Here is a 13763-nt window from a genome sequence, read left to right on the forward strand (position 1 = left end):
CCGACAGAGCAGGAAACCCTCATTTCTGGGGTTTCCTGTGGTGCCGGCTGAGGGGATTGAACCCCCGACCTTCGGTTTACAAAACCTTCGTATGCCATGGTTTCCTGTTTCAGTTTCATATTAAGTATCAATATGTTGGCTGGGTTTTCTTCGATCTAAACCGCTGCTTGCGTGCCTGTTTTTGTGCCTGCTTCGGAGCGGCCAAACATCACCCGATGCTTCTCCTCCGCGGTCAAAAACGCCAGATACATCTCGGTCGTCTTGACGCTCGTGTGCCCGAGGCGTTGCTGTAAAACGTAGATAGAACGGCCACTTTTCAGCCAATTGACCGCATGCAGGTGCCGCAGATCGTGGAAGCGGAAGGGGTGAAAGTCCTGTGCCTGTTTTTGTGCCTGCTTGGCCACGATCGCGACGATCCGGCGGAAGTTGCTCGAGACCTGGCTGTAAGGGCGCGCGGCGGGCGCGCCTTCCTCTCGTAGACCCTTTGGCGGGCGGTACCAGAACAGGGCCTTGGTATCGAGGCTCGCCGGCAAGCTGGAGAATAGCCGGAAGCCAAAATCCTCCTCACCATCGACCAGATCGACGACGCGCATCTTGTTCCGCTTGCCGACCACGGTGAGCTGCTTGCGCTCATTGTCGAAGTGGCGTCTGGCGCCCTTGGCGAGCTCGTCAAGTCTAGCTCCGGTCATGACCGCCGCGCGGATCATATCGGCGAAAAGGCCTGGCGCCTTGGCGATCACCATCTCGACATGCCCAGCCTCCGGCAGCACGATCGGGTCGCGCCGCTCCTGCAGGCGAGACTTCTTGCGGTGACCCGGCTTGAGCCAGTCCATCGCCGGGTTGGTCGAGATCCATTCCTCATCGACGCAGAAGTCGAAGACGGAGGAGAGCGCGGTGAGGTCGCGCTTGATGGTCGCTGGCTTGACCGTGATGGGGTGCTTCTTGCCCTTGGGGACGTAGGGCGTGTTCTGACGGCTCTCGACGATGGAGCCGATCAGTTTCTTGTCGATCTCGTCGAGATAGAGCCCCTCCAAATGTGGCTGCAGCACCGCCAGCGAAGACAGGTATCGATTGAAGGTCTTGGGCCCGATCTTGTTGACGATGAACCGTCCCCATGCCTCCGTGGCCTCGCTGAGGGTCCTGCGGTGGTCCCCGTAGTACTGGGCGGCGACTACCCTATCCCTTTCGACTTCCCGACGTTTTGTCGCAGTTTTTGGATCGTCTGTGCGAAGTGACCATCGGTAGTCGCGGCCCCCGGCCTGAATCCGGCCCCAGAGGACGCCATCCCGCCAGTAACAACCCTTTGGGGCCTTCGGCTGTTTAGACACGTCTCACGCTCCTTCTCGGAAACAAAGGCGTCCAGCATAGCCACGTCAAAGGTCCAGGTGTCGCCAAACTTCGCGGCACCGGGAATCTTGCCAGCAGCGGCCATATTGCGGATGGAGCGGGGCTCCAGACCTAAGCGTGCGACAGCGCCATCGATCTTGCAACGGTTTCGTGACCTGCGCTCGGTCATAGTCTATAGGGCCCCGGCCGGGCCCAGCGCCGCCTTCAGGCACTCCAGCACGGGCGCACTGGTCGAGTTGCGCTCGATGGCCTCGATGGCGCCGGTGACGGCATCGCGGAGGCGGGCGTTCTCGGCCTCCAGCTTCGCTGACTTCTCAGCCGGCGTCATCGCCCCATCCCCGCGTTTCTGGACGTAGAACAGGTAGGACTCGAATGGCTCCGTCTTGGCGTTGATGGTGATCTCGACGAAGTTCTTGGCGTCGCTATCGCGGAACCATTCGGTCATGATCGTGGCGAGCCGTTCGACGACATTGCCGGCCAAGGACATGTCGAGCTTGCCGTTCTCGAGCCGCATGCTCTTGAGGGTGGGGTCGGTGAGGTCGTTGATCTGCTTTTGCAGTACCGCAATCAAATCGTCTTTGGCGTCTGGCGCCTGCACGCGGTTGTTGGCGGCGTACCGAAGCGCCCACACGATGGTCTGATCATCGAACTCGCAGACGAACCACTCGGGGTCATCCTCGATCAGCTGCGCAAGCCCGAGCAGCTCCTCGCGCTCGGCTTGGCAGATCTCATCAATGGGTTTCTCCGGCAACGGCGAGTGCTTCGGCTTCGCCGCCTGCTTTGCACGGATCTTGTCGATGTTGCTCCAGACGCGGGCGAGCTCGGTCTCGCTGGCTTGTTCGATGCTGATGTTGTTGCAGTTGGCGAGCGCCGCCAGCGTCACCATGGTGCCGCCAAGCTCCTGGTTGATCTCACCTTGCGGGCGTCCGTACACGTAGTCGACCAGCTGATGCGCCTCGCTCACGGTGCAGCCGAGCGACTGCACAAGCTCAAGCGCCTCCTCCAGGAAACGATGGTTGCGCTCGGTGACGTCGCGGGCGATATCCTCTCCGAAGCACGCCAGCATCCAGTCATAGACGCGCTCTTGGAAGGAGCGCACATAAATCTGATTCATGACGGCCCCCCCCTCACGCTGCGGTCGGCGCATGGACTTCGGGCAGACCGTGGCCGATGCTCGGCCGCGCGTGCTCGGGATGGTCCTTGAACCACTCTTGGACCCTCCACAATTGGCCACATCCACCTCCTATGGTGTCCTGGCCGGCGGGATCGAACACACGGACATCGAAGCCGCGCGCGAGTAGGCGGTTGGCAAACGAGGTCGCCAGATCGCGCTGGTGCTGGTTGGTGGCTGGGATGCCCTCCGAGCGCTCGCACACGACGGAGACCGTGGCGCAGAAGATGGCAGGGTCGAACCACCCGAGGATGCGGTTGGCATCGGCGTCTGTCTCGTTGCCGTCGTGGGCGCAGTAGTTGAAGAACGGCTTGCGACCGGTGGCTACGTGCCAGTCCACACCGAACTCCATGATCTCGCGCAAAGTCATCTTCTGCTTGAACGGGATCAGCGCGTCACGTGCCTCGTCCGTGCTCTCGTGAACAGAGAACTGCAGGCCGATGGTCGGGATCTCGCGGCTGATGTCGAGGACCTCATTGAGGCCATGCCGGGTGAGTTTCGGCGCCGATGTCGAGATGAGCAACGCCGCCTTCGGATAGCTGTAGTAGAGGTCCCGCAGTGCCGGCACGAGCGCTTTCAGATTGAGCAGCGGCTCGCCCATCGACATGAACATGATCTGCAGCCGACCGATCTCCTGCGGATCGGCGCCGACCAGGGAGAGTAGGTGGGCAGGCTGGGAGACGATCTCGCCGGCCGTGAGCGAGCGGGCGAAGTGATCGCCCGCGCCGCAGAACCTGCACCCAACGGGGCAACCCGACTGCGTGGAGCAACAGATCACGGTGCGGGTCTTGTAGTCTGGGTATTTGTAGAGCACGGCCTCAGCGACCGCGGTGTCCTTGGTGAACACGAATTTTGCGACGTTCTGGGCGGAATCGTCGATGCGACGGATATCGTTCCACATTATTGGGTCTCCTTGTTGGCACCTCCTGCGAAGAGGCGCTGATGGAATTAGTGCCAGATCAGAATAGCCGCAACGATCGCCACGCCGGTCACGATCAAGTAGCGGATCAGAATCTGCATGTTGCGATGGTTGATCTCTTGATAGTTCATGGACGGGTCTCCTTGTGGGAAGACCCCGCTGCGAACGGGGTCGGGGATTGTTTACTTGCTAGGCGCCACTGCTTTGCTCAGCCAGTCGCTGATGCTGGATGGCAGCCACCACAGCGAGACGCTAGAGGGCAGGGCGCCATTCCACTTGTTGGCGATGGTGCGAGTACCCTCGGCGGTCGCAAGTGCTTGCAGCGTCGCGGTATAGGGCGCCATGGTCTTGGCCACCTCGATATCCTGGGAGGCGACATAGCGACGGTTGACGGCGTCCTGCACGTCCTTGTTGAACTCGAACGTGTCGGCCCAACCGATGAAGTCGAGCGTGATGCCGACCGACGCCATGTATTCGGTCACCGCTTTCTTGATGTCCTCCATGATCTTAGCCGCTTGCTTGTTGTTATCGTCAAGCGAGCGCGCGGAGACCTGATCACACACAAGCGCCTGCACGCGGGACCGCACCGGGCCGTCCATTACTTCGGACAGCGACTTGCCCCGGTAAACAGACGTGAACACGATTTCCGGGTTATTGCGATCTCCGGCGGGCGGATTAACGCCAAACCGAAAGAGGAACTTCGGCGCGTTCTCCTCATAGACCGAGGCGCCGATCGCCACACCCACCGTGACGTCAAGGCCTTCGGAAGACTGGCACGGGAAGGATTGATCGCCGGCGGTGGAGCCGCGGTGAGGCGACTTGACCCATTCGCGCGAGACCGGCGTACGGTCGACGACGATCAGGCGTCCCGCAGGAACATAGTAGTTCGACCATGCGCCCGAATTGGGCAGCTTGGTGTGCGGGATCTCGAAGCGCTTGGCAGCGATCTTGTGCTCGTTGAGATACTGTTCGGAGCCGAACGATGCCTGCGACGACTTGTTGTCGCCGACATCGGGTATGAAGAACGCCGATTCGTTCGGGAGGATGAAGTAGTTCTCCGTATAGTCGGACTGGCTGTAATAGGCGGACGCGGGCTGCGGGACGCCCGCCAGCAAGAGCACGATCAGACTGGCGAACAGCGCGCGCAGCGGCTTCAGCCAGATCAGGAACAGCCCTGCCACGACGGCGATGCCGATCAGAAACATTGCGCCGTTGTAGGCGCGGAAGGCGCCTTGGGTCGCCAGATATGACAGGTCACTGGCCTCGAACTGTTTACCGGCGATCTGTCCGAGCGCGAGCGTCGCCGGAGTATTGAATAAGAATGATGCAAGCGCCGCGCCAGCCAAGAGGGCGAGCGTCAGGAAGATGCGGAACTTCATGGGATGAGGTCTCCTTGTGGATAATGCCGCTGCGAACGGCGGTTAAGAAGCTTGTTGACGACCCTCGCGGCGGGCCTGCCAGATGATGGCTGCAATGATGCCAACGTTGAGAGCGTGCATGCTGAGGCTGGGCCATGACGGGAACGCCGAGAAAGCCGTCATGACAACCGATCCGATCCCGAGCCAGGTCGAAGGCCTTGTATGGATATCAAAGTTCATGGTCGCCCCTTGAATTTGTTGGGAGGCTTGCGGCGCCTCCCGTGCCGTTTACGCGACGGAACGCAGGTTGGTCGCCTCGCGCGAGAGGTGACGCATGGGGGATTACTGAGGCTGAGCGAGCTTAGCGATCTCAGGCCTTGCCGCCTGGAAGGACCGAAGCAGGCCGTCGTAGGCGCTGTCGTTGGCATTGATCCAGTTGGTGTTGGCGACAAAGATCGCGTCCACCTGGATCGTGCCGATGGCCTTGGTGCCGTAGACGGTCCCCGAGGGCTGGATTCGCGGGTAGGTGCCAGCCGGGATCTCTCCATAGCTGTAGACGTACTGGCCACGCGCATCCTTGGCGACCGTAGTCATGTCGCGGTCGTCGGTCCCGACCAGCACGACGTTGTCGCCGGCATTCGAGGCGTCGTTCTTCATGAACGAGCTGTTGAGTGCCGCGATCACGAGGGCGCACTGGACCTGCGTCCCATCTGCAACGGCCTGTACGGCGCGGATGCCGGAACGGATGTCCGTGTTGATCTGGCCATAACGCTTCTTGTCGGCCAGGACGAACGCGTCCCATGTGGTGTGCGCGCCGGAGCCCTCGGGGCCGATCGCGACCGTCATGTCCTTGGTCAGGTTGACCATGCGGCCGAGATCAAGCTTGCGGTTGCAGATCATGTGCGCCTGCTCCTTGTAGAGCACTCCGGCGCGCTCGATCGCCGCGATCGCCTTGGCGTTGCGGTTCGAATAGACGAGCAGGGCGTCCGACTGCACAAAGGCTCCGTCACAGTCGCCGTTCGTCACCTTGTCGAGGTTGTCCAGCGAGCCCTTGGTCTCGATCACATCGACCTGAACGCTGGTCGATTTTGACTTCAACATGTAGCCAGCCTTGTAATAGTTCAGCTGGCTGTTGCCGGTGCAGAGCTTGAAGCTGGCCGCTTCGGCAGAGCTTGCCGTTGCGATCAGCGCGAGCGCTGCGAGGATCAGGTAAGGCGTCTTCATGCGGTCTCCTTGTTGCCTCTCGCGAAGAGGGCGGTTGGTGGTGGTTTAAGAGCTGCTAGAGTTGTTCGCGCTGACGATCTTCGGGACGAACACATCCTTGAGGATGCTGACGACGACGAAGATCGCGACGCAGTCGAAGAAGCCGGGGTGGCGATAGACGTCCGGCAGCCAATAGGCGTAGGTCTCGCCGATGCCAAAGACCGTCCACAGCAGCCAGAACGGAACGGCAAGGCAGAAGGCGAAAAAGATGGCCAGCAGCCAGCCGACGAGCGGGATCTTGTTCAACACGGCACGAGGTCTCCTTGTGATGCGTCGCGAGGCGCAGGCGACGGAGGTGGCGCGATCTGTTTCAAAAACTCTGGCCAGATCACCTGCCAGAACCCGACGCATTGCGGGCTAGGTCGGTTTCGGATGACTTCATCGAAATCGTGACGATAGGCGTGGCAGATGGGGCGAGAGTCGTAGACGTCCTCAACAAACAATTCGACGCTCTGCCGATTTTCGATGCGCTCCACATCATCCCACGCGTCTCGCGCTTCGACCTTGTCGACCGCGCCGTCGCGTCGGCGCTCCTTTATGTAGTCCTTCATGCCCTTGATGGTGGCGTGGAAATCGAACTCCATGTAGTCGCGACGTCCGATGGTCTTGCCCATGAAGTAGCCGAACTCGATGTCGGACAAGAACTCCTTCAGCGTCGCCGTGCCGATGTGCGACCAGCAATACGCATAGGTGCCGAACGAGGTGTAGGCCGAGAACACACCCGTCTCCTCGTCGAGATAGATGAAGGCCCATTCGAGCTTGTGCGGGCCTGCGCCGCGGACGATGTAGCGATCAACCATTAGAAGCCTTTCCACTTTTCAACAGGCGTTGACGCTCGACGCTGACCCGGAGCCTTCTCAAACCCCTTGCTCTGGATCTTCTTGGTCTTGCGTTTGAGGCCGTAGCTCGCCTTGAGCACGTTGTCGGCCTTGGTCATGATCGCGTTGTCGACCTTATCCTTGGTCTTCTTGCAGTTGCGGCAGCGGACCTGGCAGTTCTCGGCCGTGGGATCGCCGCCAAGGCCGTCCGGGTCCATGTGCTCATAGAAGATGTTGCCGGGCCGCAGCTCGGTGCCGCAGCCCTCGCATTGAGGCACGCCGGGGATGTTCTCGACGCCTTTGACGCGACAGCCCAGGCAGCAGCGGCGGAACGCCGCCTTGCGGACGCTCTGCGGAAACTCGGTCCGCTCGTCGCCGCGGAGGCTGGTCACTGCCGGACCTCCGCGACCTTGCAGCCACCCGCCACGAAGGCGATGAAGCCGCCCTGATAGCGATACATCCCCATGTCGCGCGCGCGTTTGAAGGCGGCGTACTTAGCTGCCGACGGCGTCGCCGCCTGCACCACGCAAGAGGTGCTCGCAGACTCGACCGTGTAGAGCCGAACCTGCAGCGAGAGCTGCTTCGATCGCTTGCGTGGGGCCTTTGGGCGAGGGGAGGGGGTGTCCGGCGTCTCGCTCACCGGAGCCGAGACCTCGGGCAGCTGCATGAGCTCCATCTGCTTGGCGTCAACCATTGTCGACTTCCTTGAAGACGACGCCGTTTTGCGTGCCCCAGGCCTCGATAAAGGCCAGAAGTTCATTCATGTCGGAGGTTTCCATCCGCGACGAACGTCCCTCGTACGGCAGGAAGGTCGAGCCATCGAGTGATGGCATCATGTCAACCTCTTGCCCGCAAGCGTGCATGCAGAGAAGCTTCCACTGCTCGGGCGCGTAGAAGCGCTCGTTGCCGTTCATGTCGATGTGCGGTTTCTGTTTGGCGATCTCGCCCAGCATGGCCCACATCTTGCGCCGTTGTTTCTCCGAGGCGAGGTCGACGCGCATCTCGACCAGCGTGCCTGGTGCCGCCCGGTCGATCATGGTGTGTACGAAGGCGCGGTCATCGTCGTTGGTGATGAGGATGCCGGTCATGACTACCCCTTCATCTCGGCGTAGGTCGCTGCGCGCCACAGGTGCACAGACATGCCTGACGGATTGCGGCCACGCCCATCGTTTACAATCATGCCGGTCTTGCGCAGCTCAGAGACGCGCGGACGGATCGCCCAAGGACTCTCGCCAAGAGCCTCCGCGATCGTATCGGCGGATCGACCGGGGTGGGCGACGATGTAGACGTAGACCCTGTCGCGCAGCGCGCTGGCGCGCAATGCGACCGCCTGCGCCGCCTCGCGAGAGGTCTCGCTCTCTTTGAAGCCAGGGCCGTTTGGATATCCGGTCACAGCGACACCTCAGTTTCGTCGATCATTTGCAGCATGCCGTCCACGTTCTGGAGTAGGCCGGCGGTCAGGATGTCCTTCGGGGCGACCTGCAGGTCGCGCCGCGCAAATTGCAGGGCCACACGCAAGGCCCCCGACTGCGTCTGCGAGAGTTTCCTGCCGTTGATGGTGATATCGGCCTCAATGATCCCGCGCGGTAACCGAGCCATCAGGCCGCCACCTTCTCTTTGAGCGCGCGCTCGATCACCTCAAGGCTGCGCTCGATGACGTCGAACGGATCGAACTCCTCGCCGTCGTCGCCGCCCTTGAGGTTGGCGCGGACAGTGAGGAGGGCGGCCTCAAGCTTCTCGATCCGCTCGTGCGCGTCCTGCCTTGGCATCAGACCCTCCAGAGCCAGAAGAAGGCGTCGGCGTAGAGCTGCACCCACGCCTTGAGCCAGGCCTCGCCGCGGCGCTTGTCGCGCTCGGTTTCGAGAATGATGATCTTGGCGCTCTGCATGGTCATGCCGTGATCTCTTTCCGTTGATCGTTCTTTTCATCGAGCGCGCGCATACAGTTGGTGCAGAGGCGCTTCTCGAACTGGATGAGGGTGTAGGGGGAGTGAATACCGACCTCGCTGGCGAGGTGGACGTCTGCTCCGCACCCGCCGCATGCGAAGCGGCGGTCCCTTGGTGGCGCGATTGTGATTTCGCCGTACATCAGACGTCGACTCCTCAGAACGGAATGTCGTCGTCCATGTCGTTGTGGCGAGAGCCGCCGCCGGACTGACGCGAGTTGCCACCGCCGCTGCGGCCACCGCCTCCGCCGCTATCCCCGCCACGGTCGCCGCCGCTGTTGCGGTTGTCACCACCGGTGTCGAGCATCGTCAGTGTCGAGTTGAAGCCTTGCAGTACCACCTCGGTGGTGTACTTCTCGGCGCCGCTCTGGTCGGTCCATTTGCGCGTCTGCAGCTGGCCCTCGACATAGACCTTGGCGCCTTTCTTCAGGTACTGCTCGGCGATCTTGGCAAGGCCCTCATTGAAAATTACGACCCTGTGCCATTCGACTTTTTCGCGGCGCTCGCCGGAGTTTTTGTCGCGCCAGCTCTCGCTGGTGGCGATCGATAGATTGGCTATCGGGCGCCCATCCTGGGTCCGTCTAACTTCGGGGTCCTTGCCAAGATTGCCCACCAGAATCACTTTGTTCACGCTGCCAGCCACGTCGGTCTCCTTGTCGTGCGGCCCTGCGAAGGCCGCGAATTAGATGCGCGCGTTGACAGCCTTGTCCGGTACGATGTCCCCGCTCCATGGTTTTCCTTCATGGAGCGGACGGTGTGAGCCTCCGGAGGCTGTCTTGCCGTTGTTCGAGCCGCGCGCCTTACCCGTCAGAAAGGTCTGGGCTCACACCGCAATCCTGCTACGACGCCTGCTTCAGCTCCTGCACACGCGCCTTCATCAGCGCGTCCAGCTCTGCTGTGATGGTTGCAGAGACGCCGCATGTCTTGCGCATGTCCTTCTCGCGCGACCAGCGGGCACGACATTCTTCCGCACTGGTCTGCTCGGCGATCCAGGCCATGGCGTAGTCCCGATATTCTTCGGCAGTCCTGGGAGTGGGTGACGACGAGGCGTTAGAAGCTTGGCCGCTGTTTCCCGCCTCGGCGCCACCCTTCGCGTCCCCGGCAACGGAGGGGGTGGGGCCCGCATCCGAGGTCTGCGAATTTTGATCTGGCTGCTCACCGGTATTGCCGGTGACCTTGTCTTGATATTCCTTGGATGCGCTATCGGTCTGGCCGAAGTCTGGGTTAACGCGCATGCCATGGCCCTTGTCGGTGCCGTCTCCGGCCTTCTCTCCGCTGTTGGCGAACTGGTCGAGCTTGGCTCCAGCGTCGGACTTCTCCGCCTCACGCGCGGGGAAGGTCTCGTCGACCGTGGCCATACCATCAGCGATCCCCTTCATCAGGGCGATCACGCGCGCGACATCCGGCGCTGTCCAGTCCTTGGCGGGCTTGCCGATGACAAGCTCGACGCGCACAAGCTCGATGTCCTGATTGGCGATGCCCTGGACGACACGGTCGCGGTAACCCTGCAGGTTCTTGCCGATCTTTTCGACCAGCGAGTTCCGGGCAGCATCGAAGGCGTAGTCCGCGAAGGTCTGCAACGCGTTCACCACGACGTTGCGGCAGGCCTTGGAGACGCCGATCTGCAGCGCGATATCAAGACGGCGCGCGTCGTCGTCGCCGCCGAGCTTGGCACCGCCCTTGGTCTGCTGGAATGGGCGCTCCAGCGCAAAGCCGGTCTCATAGTCGGAGAAGCGGGCGTAGATCAGCCAGCTTGCGCCGAGGTCGAGCACGCGCGTCTGCACCTCGCAGTTGCCGTAGATGCGGGCGAGGTCATTGGCGAGCTTGATCGAGGGCCCCTCAATGTAATCTGTGGTGCCCTTGCGACGGTTCTTCACTGGAAAGCGATAGAACCAGTCGTCGCCGGCCGCCGCGCCCAGCGCGGCGAGCTTCTGCAGCACAACCGTCTCATTGCGGTGAACGGCAACCGGCTGCGCGCCTACGATGCGCTCGGCCGAAATCGCCGCCACGGACGGCGCCGCCGGGAGGTTGTTATTGTTCGTCGGCGCCACGTTGGCAAACTCGTCCAGTGAGCGCAGCCTGTCGTCCTTGTCGAGAACCTGAGTGTTCATTCAATTCATCTCCGTTGAAAAATCCGTTGGGTGTTACTTGACCTTCACTTCCCGCAATGAGCGGAAGCTGTAGGCAGCGCGCTGCTGTTCCTTGACGTTGGTGACCTTGAGCGAGAGCTTGCGGCCGCCAGCAATCAGCGCGAACGTGGCGGCGCCGATCTTGGCCATGATCTCGGTGGAGATCTCATCGCGGCGCTTCTCGCTTGAGCTGATCACCTCGCCGAGCTTCTTGCGCTCGTCGAACAGGTCGGGGAGCAGGTTATCGCTCGACAAGTCGATGATGCTGCCGTCGTCGACCGGATAGAGCTTGCGGACCAGGTCGTGGTCGCGGGTCGGGTCGATTGCAGGTACGCCGCCCGCATCCAACAGGTCCCAGAAGCCCTTGACGGTTTCGAGTATCTTCTGCTCGGCCACGGGGTGGCGCACGAGCGGGATCATCTTCAGGTCCTCGCTGAAGGTGTCGATCACCCATGCCGCGACGTAGGGGTGGATCACCTGCTTGAACGCAATCGAAGCAAGCATGGTCTCGGCCAGCGTCTGCAGCTGGTAGCCAAGGGGGACGATGGGGTTCGTCCCCTCGCGGTCGCCGCCGAGCCAGTCAGCCACGAACACCGGCTTCGCCACGACCTTGCCCTGGATCAGGATCAGGCCCGGACGCTCCGGATCGATCGCCATGGCGTCGGGGGTCGCGCCAAAGCGCAAGGAAGGCGCGCGCAAGTAGACCTTGCCGGCGCGGATTTCCCAGGAGGGGTTTTCTTCCTTGATCGTGGCCCACAACGAGGGCTCGAAGCGGCGACCGCGCCGCAGAACGGGGGTATCGGCCTTCTGGCCGATCTGGCCGGTTTTATCAGCCCAGACCTCGCGCGGAGACCGGTAACCGACGCCAGCAATCGAAGCGACGTCGGACGCCGTGACGTCCTTCTGGCGCAGCTTCAGCCAGCCCTCCCGGTCTCTTACGGGATCGACCTTGTGGATCTCGACGTCGCCGAGGGACAGCTCGCGGACGATGCCCATGGCGACATCGCCGATGGACCGGAACGAATCAACTTCGCTCAAGGTTTGGTCTCCTTGCCCGCCCGCCGGAGAGCTGCACCGTCTGCGAAACGGTGGGGGATCAGCTTCGGGCGGGCGAGTGTTCGAGGTGGACGACTGGGGTTTGGTCTCCGTCAGCGACGCAACACTTGCACCAACTCGGTGAAATGGTCAAGCGGCAATCGAACCAAATTGGTGAAAAAATATATTCGTTGTGGGTGTCAACCATTCCTGACGGGGACATCGGGGGACGTCGGGGACATCGACTCGCGCGCATCCCTCAAAGCAAAGATTCTATCGGGTATGAAAAAAGGCGGCCCTGAAGGCCGCCTATTTAATTCGATAAATCTCTTTCCAATTACTGAGATCTGTATGTGTCTTAGAGTCTACTATCTATTGTTTGTCTAATAGCAAAAGTCGTGCCAGGGACGATGTCCCCGCAATGTCCACTTTCAATGTCCCCGTTTTATAAAACTTTTAAAACTACTCCCAGGTGACGGGGGTCGCGAAGTAGGAGCCGATGATATCGCTGACCCAGACTATGCCGACATTTCGGATCGGCTCTATGCCGGCGGGGCCCGTTAGTCGGTAGCGATGGTCCTGCGTCTCCCTTGAGACCTCCCGCAGGAGGAGGGGGCGGTGGTTGGCACGCACGACCAGCATGTCGGTCCTGCCGTTGTGCTTGAAATCAGCGTGGACGAGCTCGCGCTGGTAGCTCTTGTCGTACAGGAGGTACTGGCCGAGCGAGGCGCCGGCATCGTCGGTCAGCTCGAGCGCCACGGTGTCGGCTGAGACCTCGACGCCGGTTGCAATCTTGCCTTTCGGTTCATCGAACATCTCGATCCGCAACCCCTTGCGGACGGCGCCGACTAGCGGCACCACGCCGGCCGTGAACCCGATCTCGGCGGGCGAGCAGCCGAAAGCCTTGGCAATGCGCTGCGCCCACGCCAGATCGATCGGACGCTGCCCCGTTTCCAGTTTTTGAATCTGTTGTTGCGAGGTGCCGGCCTTCCCGGCGACCGTTTCGCGTGACCAGCCGCGCTCATTTCGCATCTCAATGAGCCTCTCCGGCGGCGCTCGGTCCTTTCTACGGTCCAGCATTAATCCTCTCTGCTTTCCAATGCTGAAAAAAGTACCAGATTGGTGCAAGTCAGTCATCGAAACCGGATTGGTGAAAATGCCCGCTTGACACTTCACCGACTTGGTGCAATTTTGCGTGTCGCTGGCCGCACCCATCACGCAAGACGAATCCATGTTCCTTCAAGACTATCTCTTGAAGACCTACCCCGGTCTTCGCTCTGGGCAGACCAGCTGGAACCAAGTCGAGATCGATTTCGCCGAAAAGGTTGGGACCAGTCGGCAGAACATCAACCGTTATCGCAAGTTTCAGCGCCACCCGCGACCGCCAATGGTCGCGCGAATCAGGAAGCTCACCAACGGACTGGTGGCCGCAGACGATCATCTGCCGCCTGAGCAACATCCGAGCAAGTCGAGATCGATCTGATGAAGTCGAGTTCAGCCAGCTACGTCGCGAAGGACTTCCGCCAGGTGCTCGTTGATCAGCTGCTGCTTGCGGCTGACGGCGCGCATGTAAGCTTCGGTCCTGATCGTGTAGGCGGTCCGAGATCCATCGCTGAGAATCAGCGAGATGAGAAACTTGCCACCGACGTATCGGTAACTCACGCTCTTGATCTCCAGCACAGGAGTTGTTTCTCCTGCGGTCTGCCCCACCGCACCCATTGTCGCCACCACTTTGACCAATTGATCTTCTTGTCGTCGCCGAAGCGGCGGGAATATGG

22 protein-coding genes are annotated in these 13763 nt (G+C 61.2%); 1 reads left to right on the forward strand and 21 read right to left on the reverse strand.

What is annotated here, in order from left to right; translation table 11 throughout:
- Nucleotides 1-155: 155 nt before the first annotated feature.
- The 20 genes from A3AI_RS42985 to A3AI_RS0118130 all read right to left on the reverse strand — a co-directional run bounded on the left by A3AI_RS42985 (nt 156) and on the right by A3AI_RS0118130 (nt 13200).
- Nucleotides 156-1328 carry a tyrosine-type recombinase/integrase gene (locus A3AI_RS42985; protein ID WP_036048686.1) on the reverse strand — a complete coding sequence of 391 codons (1173 nt, stop codon included), beginning with the start codon at nt 1326-1328 and terminating at the stop codon, nt 156-158.
- A gap of 191 nt (nt 1329-1519) precedes the next feature.
- The gene (locus A3AI_RS48785) at nt 1520-2461 is read right to left on the reverse strand and encodes a hypothetical protein (protein WP_063615483.1); all 942 of its coding nucleotides are present in this window, start codon (nt 2459-2461) and stop codon (nt 1520-1522) included.
- A gap of 13 nt (nt 2462-2474) precedes the next feature.
- The gene (locus tag A3AI_RS0118040) at nt 2475-3419 is read right to left on the reverse strand and encodes a radical SAM protein (protein ID WP_024516937.1); all 945 of its coding nucleotides are present in this window, start codon (nt 3417-3419) and stop codon (nt 2475-2477) included.
- A gap of 200 nt (nt 3420-3619) precedes the next feature.
- Entirely contained in the window at nt 3620-4816 is a 1197-nt protein-coding gene (locus A3AI_RS0118050; protein ID WP_024516938.1) for an SPFH domain-containing protein, read from the reverse strand.
- A 42-nt stretch (nt 4817-4858) separates the two neighbouring features.
- Complete coding sequence (locus A3AI_RS47680) at nt 4859-5035, reverse strand: hypothetical protein (protein ID WP_156927838.1); 177 nt, start codon at nt 5033-5035, stop codon at nt 4859-4861.
- A 102-nt stretch (nt 5036-5137) separates the two neighbouring features.
- Nucleotides 5138-6019: a TAXI family TRAP transporter solute-binding subunit gene (locus A3AI_RS0118060; RefSeq protein WP_024516939.1), complete on the reverse strand. Its 882-nt coding sequence runs from the start codon at nt 6017-6019 to the stop codon at nt 5138-5140.
- 45 nt (nt 6020-6064) lie between these two features.
- A complete protein-coding gene (locus A3AI_RS0118065; RefSeq protein WP_036048689.1) occupies nt 6065-6307 on the reverse strand; it encodes a hypothetical protein in 243 nt (80 codons plus the stop codon).
- Complete coding sequence (locus tag A3AI_RS0118070; protein ID WP_024516941.1) at nt 6301-6858, reverse strand: phiTE_072 family protein; 558 nt, start codon at nt 6856-6858, stop codon at nt 6301-6303. Before A3AI_RS0118070 ends, A3AI_RS0118065 begins: the two co-directional genes overlap by 7 nt.
- On the reverse strand, nt 6858-7268 hold the full coding sequence (locus A3AI_RS0118075; protein ID WP_024516942.1) for an SIR2 family protein: 411 nt from the start codon (nt 7266-7268) through the stop codon (nt 6858-6860). The genes A3AI_RS0118070 and A3AI_RS0118075 overlap by 1 nt, the downstream gene beginning before the upstream one ends.
- A complete protein-coding gene (locus A3AI_RS0118080) occupies nt 7265-7570 on the reverse strand; it encodes a hypothetical protein (protein WP_024516943.1) in 306 nt (101 codons plus the stop codon). Before A3AI_RS0118080 ends, A3AI_RS0118075 begins: the two co-directional genes overlap by 4 nt.
- On the reverse strand, nt 7563-7964 hold the full coding sequence (locus A3AI_RS0118085) for a recombination protein NinB (RefSeq protein ID WP_024516944.1): 402 nt from the start codon (nt 7962-7964) through the stop codon (nt 7563-7565). The genes A3AI_RS0118080 and A3AI_RS0118085 overlap by 8 nt, the downstream gene beginning before the upstream one ends.
- Before the next feature lie 2 nt (nt 7965-7966).
- Entirely contained in the window at nt 7967-8269 is a 303-nt protein-coding gene (locus A3AI_RS0118090) for a helix-turn-helix domain-containing protein (protein WP_024516945.1), read from the reverse strand.
- Nucleotides 8266-8475, reverse strand: a complete 210-nt coding sequence (locus A3AI_RS0118095) for a hypothetical protein (protein WP_024516946.1) — start codon at nt 8473-8475, stop codon at nt 8266-8268. The genes A3AI_RS0118090 and A3AI_RS0118095 overlap by 4 nt, the downstream gene beginning before the upstream one ends.
- On the reverse strand, nt 8475-8645 hold the full coding sequence (locus A3AI_RS47685; RefSeq protein ID WP_156927839.1) for a hypothetical protein: 171 nt from the start codon (nt 8643-8645) through the stop codon (nt 8475-8477). The genes A3AI_RS0118095 and A3AI_RS47685 overlap by 1 nt, the downstream gene beginning before the upstream one ends.
- Nucleotides 8645-8770, reverse strand: a complete 126-nt coding sequence (locus A3AI_RS49960; protein ID WP_283807248.1) for a hypothetical protein — start codon at nt 8768-8770, stop codon at nt 8645-8647. The genes A3AI_RS47685 and A3AI_RS49960 overlap by 1 nt, the downstream gene beginning before the upstream one ends.
- Nucleotides 8767-8964 carry a hypothetical protein gene (locus tag A3AI_RS0118110; RefSeq protein ID WP_024516947.1) on the reverse strand — a complete coding sequence of 66 codons (198 nt, stop codon included), beginning with the start codon at nt 8962-8964 and terminating at the stop codon, nt 8767-8769. The genes A3AI_RS49960 and A3AI_RS0118110 overlap by 4 nt, the downstream gene beginning before the upstream one ends.
- A 14-nt stretch (nt 8965-8978) precedes the next feature.
- Nucleotides 8979-9464: a single-stranded DNA-binding protein gene (locus A3AI_RS0118115; RefSeq protein ID WP_024516948.1), complete on the reverse strand. Its 486-nt coding sequence runs from the start codon at nt 9462-9464 to the stop codon at nt 8979-8981.
- A 196-nt stretch (nt 9465-9660) separates the two neighbouring features.
- Nucleotides 9661-10932, reverse strand: a complete 1272-nt coding sequence (locus tag A3AI_RS42995) for a hypothetical protein (RefSeq protein WP_024516949.1) — start codon at nt 10930-10932, stop codon at nt 9661-9663.
- 33 nt (nt 10933-10965) lie between these two features.
- Complete coding sequence (locus tag A3AI_RS0118125) at nt 10966-11988, reverse strand: YqaJ viral recombinase family protein (RefSeq protein WP_024516950.1); 1023 nt, start codon at nt 11986-11988, stop codon at nt 10966-10968.
- 459 nt (nt 11989-12447) lie between these two features.
- Complete coding sequence (locus A3AI_RS0118130; protein ID WP_198030141.1) at nt 12448-13200, reverse strand: helix-turn-helix domain-containing protein; 753 nt, start codon at nt 13198-13200, stop codon at nt 12448-12450.
- 16 nt (nt 13201-13216) lie between these two features.
- Between A3AI_RS0118130 and A3AI_RS0118135 the strand changes: the two genes are divergently transcribed.
- On the forward strand, nt 13217-13468 hold the full coding sequence (locus A3AI_RS0118135; protein WP_084800961.1) for a hypothetical protein: 252 nt from the start codon (nt 13217-13219) through the stop codon (nt 13466-13468).
- Between the two features lie 11 nt (nt 13469-13479).
- Here the strand turns inward: A3AI_RS0118135 and A3AI_RS0118140 are convergent, their stop codons facing one another.
- Nucleotides 13480-13725 carry a hypothetical protein gene (locus A3AI_RS0118140; RefSeq protein ID WP_156927840.1) on the reverse strand — a complete coding sequence of 82 codons (246 nt, stop codon included), beginning with the start codon at nt 13723-13725 and terminating at the stop codon, nt 13480-13482.
- Between the last annotated feature and the right edge of the window lie 38 nt (nt 13726-13763).

The sequence above is a fragment of the Bradyrhizobium sp. Tv2a-2 genome (assembly GCF_000472425.1).
Lineage (GTDB): Bacteria > Pseudomonadota > Alphaproteobacteria > Rhizobiales > Xanthobacteraceae > Bradyrhizobium.

What these genes read in the sequence shown, in the direction of transcription:
- A3AI_RS48785 (WP_063615483.1), bottom strand. Translation starts at nt 2,461, where the DNA reads ATGAATCAGATTTATGTGCGCTCCTTCCAAGAGCGCGTCTATGACTGG.
- A3AI_RS0118040 (WP_024516937.1), bottom strand. Translation starts at nt 3,419, where the DNA reads ATGTGGAACGATATCCGTCGCATCGACGATTCCGCCCAGAACGTCGCA.
- A3AI_RS0118050 (WP_024516938.1), bottom strand. Translation starts at nt 4,816, where the DNA reads ATGAAGTTCCGCATCTTCCTGACGCTCGCCCTCTTGGCTGGCGCGGCG.
- A3AI_RS47680 (WP_156927838.1), bottom strand. Translation starts at nt 5,035, where the DNA reads ATGAACTTTGATATCCATACAAGGCCTTCGACCTGGCTCGGGATCGGA.
- A3AI_RS0118060 (WP_024516939.1), bottom strand. Translation starts at nt 6,019, where the DNA reads ATGAAGACGCCTTACCTGATCCTCGCAGCGCTCGCGCTGATCGCAACG.
- A3AI_RS0118070 (WP_024516941.1), bottom strand. Translation starts at nt 6,858, where the DNA reads ATGGTTGATCGCTACATCGTCCGCGGCGCAGGCCCGCACAAGCTCGAA.
- A3AI_RS0118080 (WP_024516943.1), bottom strand. Translation starts at nt 7,570, where the DNA reads ATGGTTGACGCCAAGCAGATGGAGCTCATGCAGCTGCCCGAGGTCTCG.
- A3AI_RS0118085 (WP_024516944.1), bottom strand. Translation starts at nt 7,964, where the DNA reads ATGACCGGCATCCTCATCACCAACGACGATGACCGCGCCTTCGTACAC.
- A3AI_RS0118095 (WP_024516946.1), bottom strand. Translation starts at nt 8,475, where the DNA reads ATGGCTCGGTTACCGCGCGGGATCATTGAGGCCGATATCACCATCAAC.
- A3AI_RS47685 (WP_156927839.1), bottom strand. Translation starts at nt 8,645, where the DNA reads ATGCCAAGGCAGGACGCGCACGAGCGGATCGAGAAGCTTGAGGCCGCC.
- A3AI_RS49960 (WP_283807248.1), bottom strand. Translation starts at nt 8,770, where the DNA reads ATGACCATGCAGAGCGCCAAGATCATCATTCTCGAAACCGAGCGCGAC.
- A3AI_RS0118110 (WP_024516947.1), bottom strand. Translation starts at nt 8,964, where the DNA reads ATGTACGGCGAAATCACAATCGCGCCACCAAGGGACCGCCGCTTCGCA.
- A3AI_RS42995 (WP_024516949.1), bottom strand. Translation starts at nt 10,932, where the DNA reads ATGAACACTCAGGTTCTCGACAAGGACGACAGGCTGCGCTCACTGGAC.
- A3AI_RS0118130 (WP_198030141.1), bottom strand. Translation starts at nt 13,200, where the DNA reads ATGGGTGCGGCCAGCGACACGCAAAATTGCACCAAGTCGGTGAAGTGT.
- A3AI_RS0118135 (WP_084800961.1), top strand. Translation starts at nt 13,217, where the DNA reads ATGTTCCTTCAAGACTATCTCTTGAAGACCTACCCCGGTCTTCGCTCT.